Origin of the sequence: Aurantimonas marina (assembly GCF_017183135.1) — a bacterium.
GTDB lineage: Bacteria > Pseudomonadota > Alphaproteobacteria > Rhizobiales > Rhizobiaceae > Aurantimonas > Aurantimonas marina.
Window position 1 is genome coordinate 243,121 of the sequence record NZ_JADDXW010000002.1, and the last position, 15,323, is coordinate 258,443.

General features: G+C 63.8%; 14 protein-coding genes. 9 read left to right on the forward strand and 5 right to left on the reverse strand.

All coding sequences use genetic code 11. The features are described from left to right. The first annotated feature begins 190 nt into the window (after positions 1-190). The 4 genes from ING15_RS19820 to argC all read left to right on the forward strand — a co-directional run bounded on the left by ING15_RS19820 (position 191) and on the right by argC (position 5,114). Positions 191-1,498 carry an O-antigen ligase family protein gene (locus ING15_RS19820; RefSeq protein WP_206453474.1) on the forward strand — a complete coding sequence of 436 codons (1,308 nt, stop codon included), beginning with the start codon at positions 191-193 and terminating at the stop codon, positions 1,496-1,498. Positions 1,499-1,651: 153 nt separating this feature from the next. Further along, a complete protein-coding gene (gene speB / locus ING15_RS03950) occupies positions 1,652-2,614 on the forward strand; it encodes an agmatinase (protein WP_206453475.1) in 963 nt (320 codons plus the stop codon). Positions 2,615-2,765: 151 nt separating this feature from the next. Further along, positions 2,766-3,908 (forward strand): DegT/DnrJ/EryC1/StrS family aminotransferase, encoded by a 1,143-nt coding sequence (locus tag ING15_RS03955; RefSeq protein WP_206453476.1) that lies wholly within the window; start codon positions 2,766-2,768, stop codon positions 3,906-3,908. A gap of 150 nt (positions 3,909-4,058) precedes the next feature. Beyond that, positions 4,059-5,114, forward strand: a complete 1,056-nt coding sequence (gene argC, locus ING15_RS03960) for an N-acetyl-gamma-glutamyl-phosphate reductase (RefSeq protein WP_206453477.1) — start codon at positions 4,059-4,061, stop codon at positions 5,112-5,114. A 42-nt stretch (positions 5,115-5,156) separates the two neighbouring features. Here argC and ING15_RS03965 read toward each other — a convergent pair whose 3' ends face one another. Further along, positions 5,157-6,539: an HD-GYP domain-containing protein gene (locus ING15_RS03965; RefSeq protein ID WP_206453478.1), complete on the reverse strand. Its 1,383-nt coding sequence runs from the start codon at positions 6,537-6,539 to the stop codon at positions 5,157-5,159. Positions 6,540-6,609: 70 nt separating this feature from the next. Next, complete coding sequence (locus tag ING15_RS03970) at positions 6,610-7,698, reverse strand: COX15/CtaA family protein (protein ID WP_206453479.1); 1,089 nt, start codon at positions 7,696-7,698, stop codon at positions 6,610-6,612. A gap of 151 nt (positions 7,699-7,849) precedes the next feature. Between ING15_RS03970 and ING15_RS03975 the strand changes: the two genes are divergently transcribed. Further along, positions 7,850-8,059 (forward strand): DUF2842 domain-containing protein, encoded by a 210-nt coding sequence (locus ING15_RS03975; protein ID WP_206453480.1) that lies wholly within the window; start codon positions 7,850-7,852, stop codon positions 8,057-8,059. Between the two features lie 15 nt (positions 8,060-8,074). Here ING15_RS03975 and ING15_RS03980 read toward each other — a convergent pair whose 3' ends face one another. Continuing rightward, positions 8,075-8,509, reverse strand: a complete 435-nt coding sequence (locus ING15_RS03980; RefSeq protein ID WP_206453481.1) for a hypothetical protein — start codon at positions 8,507-8,509, stop codon at positions 8,075-8,077. A gap of 676 nt (positions 8,510-9,185) precedes the next feature. Here ING15_RS03980 and ING15_RS03985 point away from each other — a divergent pair. Both ING15_RS03985 and ING15_RS03990 read left to right on the forward strand, forming a co-directional pair. After that, positions 9,186-9,746 carry a polysaccharide biosynthesis/export family protein gene (locus tag ING15_RS03985; protein ID WP_206453482.1) on the forward strand — a complete coding sequence of 187 codons (561 nt, stop codon included), beginning with the start codon at positions 9,186-9,188 and terminating at the stop codon, positions 9,744-9,746. 221 nt (positions 9,747-9,967) lie between these two features. Further along, positions 9,968-11,503, forward strand: coding sequence for an undecaprenyl-phosphate glucose phosphotransferase (locus tag ING15_RS03990; protein WP_206453483.1), 1,536 nt, complete (start codon positions 9,968-9,970; stop codon positions 11,501-11,503). On the opposite strand, the gene ING15_RS03995 is transcribed toward ING15_RS03990, so the two are convergent. Together ING15_RS03995 and ING15_RS04000 are read right to left on the reverse strand one after the other, a co-directional pair. Next, positions 11,504-12,313 carry a 3'(2'),5'-bisphosphate nucleotidase CysQ family protein gene (locus ING15_RS03995; RefSeq protein ID WP_206453484.1) on the reverse strand — a complete coding sequence of 270 codons (810 nt, stop codon included), beginning with the start codon at positions 12,311-12,313 and terminating at the stop codon, positions 11,504-11,506. A gap of 51 nt (positions 12,314-12,364) precedes the next feature. Beyond that, entirely contained in the window at positions 12,365-13,885 is a 1,521-nt protein-coding gene (locus ING15_RS04000; RefSeq protein ID WP_206453485.1) for a phosphomannomutase/phosphoglucomutase, read from the reverse strand. 107 nt (positions 13,886-13,992) lie between these two features. On the opposite strand from ING15_RS04000, the gene ING15_RS04005 reads away from it, so the two are divergent. Together ING15_RS04005 and ING15_RS04010 are read left to right on the forward strand one after the other, a co-directional pair. After that, positions 13,993-14,730 carry a TadE/TadG family type IV pilus assembly protein gene (locus ING15_RS04005; protein ID WP_206453486.1) on the forward strand — a complete coding sequence of 246 codons (738 nt, stop codon included), beginning with the start codon at positions 13,993-13,995 and terminating at the stop codon, positions 14,728-14,730. A gap of 7 nt (positions 14,731-14,737) precedes the next feature. Further along, on the forward strand, positions 14,738-15,307 hold the full coding sequence (locus ING15_RS04010; protein WP_206453487.1) for a TadE/TadG family type IV pilus assembly protein: 570 nt from the start codon (positions 14,738-14,740) through the stop codon (positions 15,305-15,307). Positions 15,308-15,323: the final 16 nt, after the last annotated feature.

The following is a 15,323-nucleotide window of genomic DNA, read 5'->3' on the forward strand; positions in this document are numbered from 1 at the left end:
CCGCCGGGTCCGCCCGGCGGCTTTTTTGTTGGGCGGAACGGCGAAAGCCGAAAGATTGCGGTAATCTTTATGCTTAACCAAGACTTAACGAAGGATTTGGCCGGGGCGCCGCACTGACCCATAACACTCTGGGAACAGGCACCGCGCCTGCCAGGCCGCGTCTGTCGAACAGCGGGATCGGAAAGGCACCGTGTCATTACAAACCACCTTCGAACCGGCCATTGCCCGCCGCCAACGGCAGGGCACGAGGGTCGATCTCGTCCGGCTGGTTCGAGTCTTGGCCGCAGCGGCCGTGCTGACGGCGCTGCTGGTTTCCTTCAATCCGTTTCCCACCGATATCGCCACTGGGGGCGGCGTCCTCGTGAACCGTGTCGGCTATTCGCTGCTGGCCGCCTTCGTGCTCGGCACCCATGTCGTGGTGACCGATTCCCGAATCCTCAAAATTCTGCTGAACCCGTGGTGGCTGCTCCTGCTGCTGCCGTTGCCCCTGTCGCTCTGGGGCGCCGGTTGGCCCCCAACCGGCGTGCGGGCCATGCTGTTCACCTTCTCGACGATGCTGGCGGCCACCGGGGTCCTGACATTGCCACCCGACGCGCGCGGCTTTCGCACGGCGCTGATCCTCGCCTGCGGCGCGGTGCTCGCGCTGAGCTACGCCGGCGTCATCATGCTCCCCGACCGCGCCATCCATACGGCGGCCGAGGTGGAAGCCGAACATGCCGGCCTGTGGCGCGGCATCTACGCGCACAAGAACATCGCCGGACCGGTGATGGCGGTGATCGTCTTCGCCGGCATTTACATCGTGCGCAGCGGCCGTCCGCTGGTCGGCGCCGCCCTGACGGTACTCGGGCTGGTCTTCCTCTTCAAGACCGGCTCGAAGACTTCGCTGGCTCTGGTCCCGCTGATCGCCGCGATGGCGCTTCTCGGCCCTGTCCTGCTGGGGCGCGGACGAACGGCGCTCGCCTTCTTCCTGGCGGTATTCGGCATGCTGGCACTGACCCTTGGCGCTGTGATCGTGCCGTTCTTCGGCGATATCCTGCATAGCCTGATCCCGGGAACGACCTTCACGGGCCGTACCGACCTTTGGCAATTTGCGCTTGATCTCGCCGCCCCCCTGCCCTGGACCGGGCATGGCTACGAGAATTTCTGGACGACCCCTTATGTCGAATTCGCCGAGAAGCCGTTCGAGCTGGATTGGGACATGCGCGGGGCGGCCAACGCCCACAACAGCTACCTCGACGTCGTGTTGCAGCTCGGTTGGCCGGCAGTCGCCATCGTTCTTCTCGTCATTCTGGTGTTGCCGCTCCTCAACTATGCGCGATGCCGGCCGGACATCGAAAACCGGCGCCTCGCCGATTTCTTCGTCATGGTGCTGGGTTTCATGCTGCTCAACGCGGCGCTGGAGAGCTTCTTCTTCGACCGGGAAAAGCAGGCCTGGCTGCTGGCCTGGATCGCCGTGGTCGGCCTTCGCTTCACCAGCCGGATGACCGCCGAACCCTGACGCAGCGCGGCATTCCGTGGGCCAGCGTTCCTCTTCAGGCTGAGAAGGCCTTTGTGCTCGCAATCGCCGGCCGCGACCCCATATCGCCACCCGAATGAACATCAGGTCGCGGGCGCGCAAGCGCCACCCTCAGGCAAGCGGAGAAACCAACGAATGGCCGGCGACAGCATCGACCACGCATTCGCGGGCGACGAATTGACCGGGGCGGCCGGCGACCCGACCTATGCCGGGGCGCTATCCTTCATGCGGCGGCGCTTCTCCAAGACCGTCGATGCTACCGACGTCACCGTCTGGGGTGTGCCGTTCGACGCGGCGGTCTCCAATCGGCCCGGCGCGCGCTTCGGTCCGCAGGCGCTCAGACGCGCCTCGGCGATCTTCGACAACGATCCGCAATATCCATTCCATCGCGACCTGTTCGAAACGATGCGCGTCGTCGACTATGGCGACTGCCGCCTCGATTACCGCCTGCCGGAAACCGCCCACGCGGCGATCCAGGCGGAAGCCGCCACGCTGCTTGAGAAGACCGGCTTCCTTTTGACGCTCGGCGGCGATCACTCGATCACCTTTCCGCTGCTTCAGGCCCATGTTGCCCGCCACGGCAAACTGTCGCTGGTCCAGTTCGACGCCCATCAGGATACCTGGCCGGTCGCCACCGGCCCCGACGGCGCGTCGCGCGTCGATCACGGCTCCTTCGTCAAGGCAGCGGTGCAGGCGGATCTGATCGATCCGGCGACGTCGATCCAGATCGGCATTCGCACCCATGCGCCGGAGGATTGCGGCATCGACATCCTCTATGGCGACGCGGTCGAGGAGATGACGAGCGCGGCGATCGCCGAGCGCATTTACGAGCGGACGCAGGGGGCGAAGGCCTATCTGACCTTCGATATCGACTGCCTCGACGCCGCCTTCGCGCCCGGCACCGGCACCCCGGTCGCTGGTGGACCGTCGAGCGCCAAGATGCTCGCGGTTCTCCATCATCTGAAAAACCTTCAACTCGTCGGCGCCGATGTCGTCGAAGTCGCGCCCCCCTACGACCATGGCGACGTCACGGCGATTGCCGGCGCCACCGTCGCCATGTACGTCCTCGGCATCCTGGCGGACCAGCACGCGGGATGACCCCGACGTCGGCCTTCGCTTCGACGAATTTTCGTCGCCATACGAAGCCCAGCGTAAGGCGCTGACATGAATTTTGACTGGCCTGTCACCGGCTTTTCGATCACCACCGCAAACGCCCGACCGACGGGCGATTCCTTTTCAGATCAGGCCCATGACCCAGAGCATCCCCTTCATCGATCTCGCCACGCAACGCGACAGGATCCGCGATAAGATCGACCGGCGCATGGCCGCCGTGCTCGATCACGGCGCCTTCGTCATGGGCCCCGAGATCCGCGAATTCGAGGCGGAGTTGTCGCGCTTCGGCCGGATGACGCACACGCTGTCCTGCGCCTCGGGCACCGACGCGCTGGCGCTGCCGCTGATGGCCTGGGGCATCCGGCCCGGCGACGCGGTATTCTGCCCCAGCTTCACCTTCGCCTCGACCGCAGAGGTCGTGGCCTGGTTCGGCGCGACACCCTATTTCGTCGATGTCGATCCGGAGACCTTCAACATGGACCCGGCAAGCCTCGAAGCCGCCATCGCCGAGGCGAAAGCCGCGGGCGATCTCCTCCCGAAGGCGATCATCGCCGTCGATCTGTTCGGTCAGCCGGCGGACTATCCGACCATCAGAAAGATCGCCGACGCCCACGGGCTGAAGCTCATATCAGATGCGGCGCAGGGCTACGGCGCCACGATCGATGGAGAACTGTCGAGCCGCTGGTCGCATGTCGTGGCGACCAGCTTCTTCCCGGCCAAGCCACTCGGTTGCTACGGCGATGGCGGCGCCGTCCAGACCGACGACGAGGAGCTTGCCGCCATCATGGCGTCGCTGCGCGTGCATGGCCAGAATTTCGAGGACAAGTACGACAACGTCCGCATCGGCATGAACGGCCGGATGGACACGCTTCAGGCGGCGATCCTGTTGGAAAAGCTGGCCATCTTTCCCGATGAGATCGCGGCGCGCGGACGGATCGCGGCACGCTATTCGCAGAAGCTCTCCAACATCGTCACGCCGCAGAGGCTACTGCGCGACGCCACCTCGACCTGGGCGCAGTATACCATTCGCCTGCCGGACGGCACCGACCGGGCGACGGTGGCGGCAAGCCTGCGCGAGGCCGGCGTGCCGACGGCGATCTACTATCCCAAACCGCTGCATCGCCAGACAGCCTATCAGTCCTTTCCCGTCGTCGGCGGCGAACTGAGGGTCTCGGACGCCCTGTCGCGGGATGTCATCAGCCTGCCGATGCACGCCTATCTGTCCGACGACACACAGGATTTCATCGTCGAAAAACTGGCGGCGGCGCTCGCTGCCTGACCGCGCCCGGCGATTTCTCTTTCCTCGCTTGCCGTTGACGTCGGTTCAGGGTCTGGACGCGACGGTCGAATCAGCTAAACCGTCCCGGCAACCCAAATGCGCGGTTCCGCGCGCGCCAACGGGCGCGCGAAAACATCAAGGGGAGTCAGGATGGCCGACAAGATCAGGATCGGAGTGCTCGGCGCGAGTGGCTATACCGGCGCCGATCTGGTGCGTCTGGCCGCCCGTCATCCAGCGATGGACATCGCCGTCCTGACGGCCAACAGTCACGCCGGCAAGCCGATGCGGGAGGTCTTCCGGCATCTGTCGCATATCGAGCTGCCCGATCTGGTGACCATCGAGGACGCACCCTGGAACGAGGTCGATGCGGTGTTCTGCGGCCTGCCCCACGGTACGACCCAGGCGATCACCAAGGAAATTTTCGAGAAGCACCCGCAAACGAAGATCATCGACATGTCGGCCGATTTCCGGCTGCGGGACCCGGCTGTCTACAAGGAGTGGTACGGGCTCGACCACATGGCGACCGACATTCAGCGCGAGGCGGTCTATGGTCTGACCGAACTCAATCGCGACGCCCTTCGCGAGGCCCGGCTGATCGCCTGCCCTGGCTGCTATCCGACCGCCGTCCTGCTGGCGCTGGTGCCGCTGGTCCAAGCGGCGATGATCGACGTGTTGGACATCGTCATCGACGCCAAGTCGGGCGTTTCGGGCGCCGGGCGGAGCCTGAAGGAGAACACACTGTTCTGCGAGGCCGGCGAGGGTCTGTCCCCTTACGCGGTCGGCAAGCATCGGCACATGGCAGAGATCGAGCAGGAAATCGGCGCCGCCGCCGGCGTCGCCGATCTGCGGGTCAATTTCACGCCGCATCTCATCCCGATGAGCCGGGGGGAGCTCTGCACGAGCTACGTCCGGCTGACGGATGGGGCGACCGCCCGCGATCTGCGCCAGCGCCTCGTCGAAACCTATGCCGGCGAGACCTTCGTGACGGTGGCCGACGAGGATGTCCTGCCGCAAACGCAAATGGTACGCGGCTCGAACTACGTGGTCGTCAACGTCGTGCCGGACCGCATTCCCGGGCGGGCGATCGTGATCTCGACCCTCGACAATCTGGTGAAGGGGTCGGCCGGCCAGGCCATCCAGAACTTCAATGTCGCCTACGGGATCGAAGAGACCACGGGCATCGCGCAGCTTCCGCTATTTCCGTAGGTTTGTTGTGCGTCCAAGCGCCGGGTGCCCAAAGCGCTCGTCTCAATCCGGGCAAGGCTCCCCGACGGCGCCCTCGAAGCTTTCCACGATCGCCTCCAGCGCCTGGAAGCAACGCGGATCGATCGCCGTCCCGACATCGGCCCGCATGATGGCCATCGCCCTGGATATCGGCATCGCCTTGCGATAGGGGCGATCGGCGGTCAGGGCATCGAAGATATCGGCGGTCGTCAGGATGCGGGTATCGAAGCAGATCTCGTCGCCCTTCAGACCGCGCGGATAGCCCTTGCCGTCCAGCCGCTCGTGATGGGCTCCGGCGATCCGGGCAAGGTCCTGAAACGGACTGACGCGGGCAAGGATCTCCTCGCTGAAGCCGGGATGGCGCTTGATGGCGACCCATTCCTCGTCGTCCAGCGTTCCGGGCTTGTCCAGCACCTGGTTCGACACACTCAGCTTGCCGATGTCATGCAGCAGCGCCGCCCGCTTCAGATAGCGTCTGTGCTCGGCATCGCGGCCGAGTTCGGCGGCGAGGAGATCGGTGAACAGCGCGACCCGCTCGCTATGACCATGCGTGAACGGGCTCTTGGAATCGACGACCTGGGCAAAGGCCTCCGCCACGCTGTCGAGGAAATCCTCATCGACGAATTCCGTGTCGTGCCGGGGGGCCAAGGCGATCACCGTTGCATCCAGCCGTGGCGAAGCCAGGGTCGACCAGAAAGATTTTCGCGCCGCGATCTTGCCAAACGCCGCGACGAGCTCGGGATCAAACCAGCGTTCGCTGCGTTTTTCGACCTCCTTGCGGGCGAAATCCGCGTCAACGCTGGTATGGAAGACGTCGACGACCTGGGCCAGCAGGGCGATTCGTCCGAACAGGGAAATCCCGGTGCCGCTCAGACCCTGCGGTTGGCCCTTCCCGTCCCAGTGCTCGTCGAGATCGAGAATCCCTCCGGCAACGGCTTCGGAAAACCGCATCTGCCGGACGATATCGGCACCGCGATGACAGCGCGTTTCAATCAGTTCGCGGCCAACCTTCTCGCCCTGAGCCAAAGCGGTGACCATGACCCGGAACCGCTCCGCGAGGTTGGCCTTCAACCCGGTATGCTTGAGGACGAAGCGAAGCACCTGCGGCAGGCTGTCATCGACGATCTTGATGCCGCGCTTGAATGCAATGTCGTCGGTCAGGAACAGCTGGCAGATGCGCGCGGCATTGCTGCTGCAACCGATGTCCTTGAGCAGCAGCGTGTAATGGAGATCGCTCATCTCGCCGTCGGATAAGCCGAGCTCTCGCCCGACATTCATTCCGATCCAACAGCAACGGATGCCATGGCCTTCCGGCTGGCCTTCGGTCAGATCGAGCGCGTAGCTCAATGCACTGACCAGTTCAGCCTTTGAGAGCCGGTCGTCACTCGACTGTATCGCGACATCCATCACGGTTCACCTCGATCACCTCGGTGAACCTTGGCATGCGGCCGGTTAACGCTCCGCGAAGCGAGCCATATCAATTCGATAGCGCCGGCGCTTCATATTCGCCCTTCAAGGCCCGCGCATGGACGACCGCTGTGGCCAGCACCACCATGCCGCCCGCCTGATGGATCAAACCCCAGTCGATCGGTACGGCGAGGAGCAGCGTCGTGACGCCGATGGCGGCTTGCGCCAGCACCAACAGGAACAGTGCGATGGCGCGTCTGGCATGGCGCGATCCCGGTGCCTGGGCGAGCGATGCGACGGCGTGGAGTGCGACGATGGCGAGGAGGAGATAGGCGCCCATCCGGTGGATGAACTGCACGGTCATGACGTTCTCGAAGAGATTGCGCCATGCCGGCTGCATGATGAACAGACCGTCCGGCACCAGCGCGCCGTCCATCAGCGGCCAGGTGTTGAAGGTGAAGCCGGCGTTCAGCCCCGCCACCAGCGCGCCCAGATAGATCTGCGCCAGGCTGGCGAGCACAATGAGTCCTGCGACCGTTGCGGAGGCGCGCGATGGCGGCGCCTCGTAGCGTTTCGGAGCCAAGCCCCGCGCCACCCAGATCGTCGCCGCGAAGATCAAGCAGGCAATGATCAGATGCGTCGCGAGCCGGTACTGGCTGACATCGGTCCTGACGCTGAGGCCGGAGGCCACCATCCACCAGCCGACGCCGCCTTGCAGCGCGCCAAGGCCGAGAATGCCCAGCAGCCTCGGTTTCAGGAACGGCTCAACGCGGCCGGTCAGCCAGAAAAAGGCCAGCGGCACAGCGAAGACGAAGCCGACCGCCCGGGCCAGGAAGCGATGCGCCCATTCCCACCAGAAGATCGTCTTGAAGGCATCGAGGCTCATTCCCCGATTGATTTCCTGATACTGGGGGATGCGTTTGTAGAGCTCGAATTCCTCCTGCCATTCCGCCGCCGATAGGGGCGGAATGATCCCGTGGATCGGCTTCCATTCGGTGATCGACAGGCCCGACTCGGTCAAACGCGTGGCGCCACCCACCAGGACCAGCGCGAAGACCAGCGCCGCGACCGCATAGAGCCAGAGACGGATGGCCGTCCGGTTGTGCATGATGGGGTTCGCCGCGAACGGCGCGCTGTCGGAGTGGGCCAGGATCGTCATGCCGCATGCCATTGCACCGAAAGTCCGGCGCAATCAAGGGCGGGAAGGTCGCAGCCGCCCGGCTGGAAATACTTGGGCGAAACCGCCATAGAGAACCCCTTCGCCCGAGACCCTGCCTTCGCCATCGGGCCGCAATTTGGAAAGACGTGACATGTCGGTCAGGATCAAGAAACTCGTCGGAGCGATCATCCTGCTCACGCTCGTCGTCGTCTACGCCATCTTCGCCACCGCTTTTGCCAGCCTGTACCTCGCCGAGTCGAGCGGCTGGGTCCATCTGGCCTATTTCCTGTTCAGCGGGATTCTCTGGGTGGTTCCGGCGATGCTCGTCATCAAGTGGATGGAGTCGGCGCCGCGCCGATAGCACCGGTTCATCCGCCTATCCGCCTGCGCCCGTCCAGGAGCCACTCGACTCCATGAACAGCAGATGCTCGACCCCGATCGCGCCAAGCGCATCGACGAGATCGCCGGAGCGGGCCTCCACGCCCGGCGGCCCGGCGACGACGAGAGCGGTCTCCTCATCGAGAACGACCGGCAGGCGATCGATCGCGTTCCTGTCGTATTCGGTCACGGTGCATTCATAGGCTTCGGCGAAGGCTGCTAGGAACAGGCGCAGATCCGCCTGCTTCGCCCGGTCCGTGGACGGTATATCGTAACCGGCGGAGGGAACCACATGGGCGCGGGTGAAGTGATCGCGGTGAATGACATCGGTCAGCGACGAAAGGCCCTCGGCAAGGGTGGCGAAGCCTTCGCAATTGGGCTGCAGGCCCATCGCCGCGGCGACGTGATCCTCGCCGGTCAAATCGATCAGCACGGATGTCAGTCCGCTTGTCGTCAGACGCCGGACGATTTCGACGCCGCCAATACGTCGTTGGTCACTCCAGGCCGACAGAACAACCAATCGACGGATATCCCCGTGATGAACTCCGGCGACAAGTTCACCGGCCGTCACGACCTCGCCCGCCTTGACAGAACGCGCGCGAGCCGCGACGGCGACGGCATCGTGCCGCGATTGCCGGTCGTCGCCCCCCTCGCTCTGTGGGCTCCCGGTTTCTACAGGGAACCCGCGAGACGGGGTCTTGCGCCCGAACAGACCGCCGATGGCCGAACCCAGCCCGGATAATCCGCCGCCCATCGCCAGATACCAGCCGGTGGTGATAGGGACCCGTTCGAAAGGGTTCCTATCGCCGCACGAAGATATTTCCCATCCCGACTGACCGCCGCTTGAACCAAGGAACGCGGCGTCATCCGACGCAAGGCGGTGGCGTCGCGATGTCGAAGACGACGGCAATCGGCGCAACATCTTCACTCCGGATGAACGGCATCGATCCCATCCTGATCCGTCCCGGTAACCGCGCGGTTAAGGCGCGCGCAACGCCCGGCGAAAGGACCGGTCGGCGGCTTTACCGACGGTTAACCCTAACGGGCCTATAACATCGCACAAGATGCCGCCCTGCCCGCCGGCATGGGATCGTCACGGGAAAGCAGCCATGCACAAACCGACGCTGGCACTGATCGCCACCACGCTCGCGCTGCTTGCCGGCTGCGCGTCCTACAAGCCCGTGCCACCGGCCTTCCATGCGGCACTGAACGAGCCATACCACCTCGACAGCGGGGATATCGTGCGGGTCACGGTGTTCGAGCAAAACGGACTGACCAGCACCTACCCGGTCGACAAGGCGGGCTATGTCGCCTTTCCGCTCGTGGGATCGGTGCCGGCGCGCGGTCGCACGACCAAGCAGTTGGAGGGTGAGCTCGCCGATCGGCTGCGAGACGGCTATCTCAAGGATCCCGATATCACCGTCCAGGTGGAACAGTACCGTCCGTTCTTCATCATGGGCGAGGTCACGACCGGCGGCCAATATACCTATGTCCCCGGCATGACCGTCCAGAAGGCGGTGGCCATTGCCGGCGGCTTCACGCCCCGGGGCGAGCAGGGATCGATCGACATCACCCGGCAGGTCGGCGGACGCGTCCTCACCGGCCGGGTTCTGAGCTCCGATCCGATCCTGCCCGGCGACACGCTCTATATCCGTGAACGGTGGTTCTAGCCGACCAAGAAACAGTCCGACCGCCACTCTCCTAACAAGTCACGCGGTGCCGCTCCGACCGGCCCGCCACCAGAAGCGGGATGAAAGTCACGCGTACCCGCCCCTTCTCTCGAATGCCATGGACCCGCTCAAGCAAATCTTAGCCCTTTCGCACTATATTCGCCGACTCGAGAATGCGCCTGTGCCAGGGCGCGGACCGACCGAGCGAGAAGCGAGACCGGATGGCGAATTTCGAGAGCGGTCTGCCGTTCGACCGTGAAGTCGTGCGGGCCTTTCCGTCACCAGCCTCGACCGCCCCGGTCGAGATCAACGCCTTCGCGGCACGCGCCGCCAGGCAGTATCAGGACGATTTCATCACACCACGGATGCTGTCAGGCATCTGGCGGGGGATCGAATTCGTCCTCCTCGCCAGCATCGGATTGCTGGTCTTCGTCCAGTATGTCGGCCTCGCCAACCCTCTCCGACTCTCCTACATCGTGCTGTCTCTCGCCGGAGCGGCCGCCGGCGTCATTGCGATCAACCTTGCGGACGGCTACGAGCTGAGCCTCCTCAAGGGCCGCCTCATAGAAATGTGGCGCATCGTCGCGGCCTGGGGCGCGGCGCTCTCGCTGCTCAGCGTCATGCTGTTCTTTCTCTACAACGATGCGGCCTATTCCCGCGTCTGGCTCGGAACCTGGTTCGTCGGGGGCTCGGCAAGCCTTGCTCTGGCGCGGCTCGTGCTGCGCGCCAATATCCGCCGCTGGGCCCGCAATGGCCGTATGGAGCGACGCGCCGTCATCGTCGGCGGCGGCAAGGGAGCCGAGACACTGATCCGCAGCCTTGAAATCCAGCCGGATAGCGACATCCGCATCTGCGGTATCTTCGACGACCGCGACCACGAGCGGTCGCCGCCGATCGTCGCCGGCTACCCGAAACTCGGCACCGTGACCGAACTGGTCGAATTCGCGCGGCTGACCCGGATCGACATGCTGATCGTCACGCTGCCGCTCTCGGCCGAACAGCGCGTTTTGTCGCTGCTCAAGCAATTGTGGGTCCTGCCGCTGGACATCCGCCTGTCGGCACACTCGGCGCAGCTGCGGTTTCGCCCGCGCACCTATTCCTTCGTCGGTCAGATCCCGCTGATCGACGTCTTCGACCGCCCTCTGGCAGACTGGGACTGGATCGCCAAGCGCGTCTTCGACCTGTGCTTCGCCACGCTGGCGCTGATCGTTCTCTCGCCGGTGTTCCTGGCCACAGCCATCGCCATCAAGCTGGATTCGAAGGGGCCGGTCCTGTTCCGCCAGAAGCGCCACGGCTTTAACAATCAGGTTGTCGAGATCTTCAAGTTCCGATCGCTCTTCCACGAAATGTCCGATCCGCTCGCCAAGCAGATCGTCACCAAGAACGACAAGCGGGTGACTCGGGTCGGGCGGTTCATCCGCAGGACCTCGATCGATGAGCTGCCGCAGCTGATCAACGTTCTGCGCGGCGACCTCTCGCTGGTCGGGCCGCGCCCCCACGCGGTCCACGCGATATCGAGCGGCAACGAAACCTTCGTCGAGATCGTCGAGGGCTATTTCGGCCGGCACAAGGTCAAGCCCGGAATCACCGGCTGGGCGCAGATCAAGGGCTGGCGCGGCGAGATCGACCAGCCCGACAAGCTGCAGAAGCGCTTCGAGCACGATCTCTACTACATCGAGAACTGGTCGATCCTGCTCGACATCTACATCCTGATGATGACGCCGATCAGCCTTTTGAAGACCGAGGGCGCCTATTGATCATGAACCCGCCCGCGGGATCACGCGCGGTCGATCGAGAACCCCCGGATCGGCGACGGCGATGAAGTGCGGATTGGCGAAGATGTCCTCGTCCGGCAGGCCGGTACGACCATAGCAAAGGGCCGAGCCGTCGAGCGTAGCCGTCAGGCCGCCGGAGGCGCGCAGCACGGCATCGCCCGCCGCCGTATCCCACTGCATGGTCCGGCCGAGGCACGGATAGATGTCAGCGCCCCCCTCCGCCAGCATGCAGAATTTCAGCGACGAGCCGACAGACCGCCTCTCGCCGAGGTCGAGTCCGGCGATGTAGTGCCGCGTCGCCTCGGACAGATGATCGCGGCTGGCGACGACATCCAGCCGCGGACCGGGTCGGCGACCCCGCAGCGGCAGCATGGCACCGTCGCGCTCGACCACGGCGGGCCGATCCGTCCCGCCATAATAGATCTCGCCCGTCGCCGGGACGCCGACACAGCCGAAGGCCGGTATCCCGTCCTCGATCAGCGCGACATTGACGGTATAGTCGGGTTTTCCGGCGATATAGCTCTTCGTGCCGTCAAGCGGGTCGACCAGCAGGAAATTTCGCCCGACGTCGGGGAGGTGCCCCGCGGCGAAGCGCTCTTCGGCGATGATGGGAATGGAACAGGCGGTTTCGATCAGCCCGGTAATGGCATGCTCGGCCGCACGATCGGCTTCGGTCACCGGCGAAGCGTCGTCCTTGTAGTCGACGCCCTTCGGACCAGGTCCCCGAGCCACGATCGCGGCCATACCGGCCCGGACGGCGGCAACGAGAAGGGCTGTATCGACGCCTGTCATCCGTCATTCCTCATCACCAGAAGGCCTCGACCTGCCGTGCGCCACCGCGCCTCAGAGCGTCTGGTTGTAGGCGCCGACCTTTCCACCCTTGCGCAGGATCACGTCCAGCGCCTCGAACATCTCGCGCTTGCGCGCCTCCGACACCGGGCTCTCGACCACCACGACGAGTTCCGGCTTGTTGGACGAGGCGCGGACGAGTCCCCAAGTGCCGTCTTCCGCCGTCACCCGGACGCCATTGACAGTGACGACATCGGCGATCGGCTGGCCAGCGAGCGGTTCTCCGGAGGCGTGCATCGCCCCGATGTCGGCGACAACGCGATCGACGACGCCGTATTTCACCTCGTCCGGACAATGCGGCGACATGGTCGGCGAACCGTAGGTCAGCGGCAGATCGCGATAAAGGTCAGCCATCGACTTCCCCGGATTGCGATCCAGCATTTCCGCGACCGTGATCGCGGTCATCAGGCCGTCGTCATAACCGCGGCCGATCGGGGCATTGAAGAAGAAATGACCGGATTTCTCGAAGCCGGCGATAGCCGACAGCTCGTTCACGCGGCGCTTGATATAGGAATGTCCCGTCTTCCAGTAGTCGGTCGTGGCGCCCCGCTCGTTCAGGACAGGGTCGGTCATGAACAGGCCGGTCGACTTCACGTCGACGACGAATTGCGCGTTCGGGTAGATCGAGGACAGATCGCGCGCCAGCATCACGCCGATCTTGTCGGCGAAGATCTCCCTTCCCTCATTGTCGACGATGCCGCAGCGGTCGCCGTCGCCGTCGAAGCCGAAGCCGACGTCCGCGCCGTGCTCCAGGACCGCGTCGCGAATCGCATGAAGCATCTCCATGTCTTCCGGGTTCGGATTATAGCGTGGAAAGGAGTGATCGAGCGCGGTGTCGAGCTCGACAACCTCGCAGCCGATCCGGCGCAGCACCGCCGGCGCGAAGGCCCCGGCCGTGCCGTTGCCGCAGGCCGCGACGACCTTCAGCTTCCGCTTGATCGCATGCCCCGCGACGAGATCGTCCGCGTAGCGCTTCGGAAAGTCCTCGACATATCGATAGGAGCCGCCGGTTCCAGCCTTGAAAGCGCCGGACAATACGATGTCGCGCAGCCGCCCCATCTCCTCCGGGCCGAAGGTCAACGGACGGTCGCAGCCCATCTTGACGCCGGTCCAGCCATTCTCGTTATGCGACGCGGTGACCATGGCGACCGACTGGCAGTCGAGCGCGAACTGGGCGAAATAGGCCATGGGCGACAGGGCCAGGCCGATGTCATGCACATTGGCTCCGCCGGCCATCAGACCGGCCGTCAGCGCCGTCTTGATCGCCAGGCTGTATTCGCGAAAGTCATGGCCGACGACAATGTCGCGCGCAATGCCCCGCTCGGCGATCAGCGTCGCCAGCCCCAGCCCAAGAGCCGTCACGCCCATCAGGTTCAGTTCGGGAGCCTCGGGATCGCCGGGCCGGCCAAACCACCAGCGCGCGTCATACTCGCGAAATCCGGTGGGCTTCACCAAAGGCCGGGTTTCGAATTCAAGACTGTTGGGCGAGGCGACGGCGACGGGCTTGGGAAACATGGAAACCTTCGGCTGATCGACACAAGAGGCGCCCATCCAGCGCCGATACCAGGCTGGACGGGAACCGTCACTGGCCCAATCCGCAAGCCTCACGAGCCCGCGTCGCGTTGCCGCGAACCCCGGCTGCAAGCTCTACCAGTCGGCGTCATAAGGCAAGGCGCCCTCTGATTGCCCGCTTTGCGCACATCCCCTGCAATTTATCCTGCGAAGATCAGAGAAAAGTAACAAAGCGTGCGGATAATGGGCGATTGAAAAACGACGGAGATTTCCCCAACGTGACCTATCGGTCCGCCACCTTTGCCGCCGTTCGCCCGCGTCTGGGATTTTCGCGCGATCGATCCGGCGCGACGGCTGTGGAATTCGCCATGGTCGCGGCCCCGTTCTTCATGCTGATGTTCGCGATCATCGAAACCTTCGCGATTTCGGCGGCCGGCATGTTGCTCGACACCGCGGTCGACGACGTCGCGCGGCAGGTCCTGACCGGTCAGATCCAGCAGTCGGATATCGACGAGAAGGTATTCCGCGGCAAGATCTGCGACAAGGTCGATTTCATGTTGTCCTGCGACAAGCTCAAGATTGACCTTCGCACTTTCCCCGCCTTCGGCAACATCCCGACCGACATCCCCCTGCAGTTAAAGAGCGTCGACAACAAGAATTTCTGTTTCGATCCGGGCAGCGCGAACTCGATCACTGTGCTGCGTGCGTTTTATGAATGGCCGTGGGTCGCCTCGTTTCTCCACGAAATCGCGTCCGACACCAATGGCAACGATATTCTGTTCTCGATCACGGCCTTCATGAACGAACCCTTTGGTGATTTGAAGAGCAGCAAATCCAACTGCTCCTGAGGACACGATGCGTATAAGTTCCATGACCATTCGCGCCGACCTGAAGGCAGCGGTCGAGGCTTTTGGTTCAAACCGGACGGGTGTCGCCGCCGTCGAATTCGCGCTGGTTCTTCCCGTCATGTTGCTGCTCTATCTCGGCGGCTTCGAGGCGTCGAAGGCACTCGAAGCCAGTCGGAAGGTCGAGACGACGGCGGAGACGGTGGGCAATCTCGTCGCGCGCAACCGCGTGATGAACCTGACCGCGATCGACAACATCTTCAATATTTCGAGCGCGGTGATGGCGCCGTTTTCGCCTGACGGTCTGCAGATCGTGGTCACCACCGTCACGGTCGACGAAAAGGGACAAGGCACGATCGACTGGTCGCGGGCCAGTTCCGGCGCGGGGCTGACGGCCGGCGCATCCTATCCCGTTCCGTCCACGCTCAATTTCGGGGCGAAGAGCTACCTCGTCGTGGCCGATGTCACTTACGACTACCAGCCCTTACTCGACTACACAAAATATTTTTCTGGCATAGAAATTAAGAAATCTTACACATTTCGACCACGCATCAGTAAATCTATTGTTTGGACGAATTGAAAGCATGGAATTTATA

Excerpts from the sequence above, each read along its gene's own strand:
- argC (WP_206453477.1), top strand. The coding sequence starts at position 4,059 with ATGGCCGACAAGATCAGGATCGGAGTGCTCGGCGCGAGTGGCTATACC.
- ING15_RS03965 (WP_206453478.1), bottom strand. The coding sequence starts at position 6,539 with ATGGATGTCGCGATACAGTCGAGTGACGACCGGCTCTCAAAGGCTGAA.
- ING15_RS03970 (WP_206453479.1), bottom strand. The coding sequence starts at position 7,698 with ATGACGATCCTGGCCCACTCCGACAGCGCGCCGTTCGCGGCGAACCCC.
- ING15_RS03995 (WP_206453484.1), bottom strand. The coding sequence starts at position 12,313 with ATGACAGGCGTCGATACAGCCCTTCTCGTTGCCGCCGTCCGGGCCGGT.
- ING15_RS03985 (WP_206453482.1), top strand. The coding sequence starts at position 9,186 with ATGCACAAACCGACGCTGGCACTGATCGCCACCACGCTCGCGCTGCTT.
- ING15_RS04000 (WP_206453485.1), bottom strand. The coding sequence starts at position 13,885 with ATGTTTCCCAAGCCCGTCGCCGTCGCCTCGCCCAACAGTCTTGAATTC.
- ING15_RS04010 (WP_206453487.1), top strand. The coding sequence starts at position 14,738 with ATGCGTATAAGTTCCATGACCATTCGCGCCGACCTGAAGGCAGCGGTC.
- ING15_RS03955 (WP_206453476.1), top strand. The coding sequence starts at position 2,766 with ATGACCCAGAGCATCCCCTTCATCGATCTCGCCACGCAACGCGACAGG.
- ING15_RS03990 (WP_206453483.1), top strand. The coding sequence starts at position 9,968 with ATGGCGAATTTCGAGAGCGGTCTGCCGTTCGACCGTGAAGTCGTGCGG.
- speB (WP_206453475.1), top strand. The coding sequence starts at position 1,652 with ATGGCCGGCGACAGCATCGACCACGCATTCGCGGGCGACGAATTGACC.
- ING15_RS03975 (WP_206453480.1), top strand. The coding sequence starts at position 7,850 with ATGTCGGTCAGGATCAAGAAACTCGTCGGAGCGATCATCCTGCTCACG.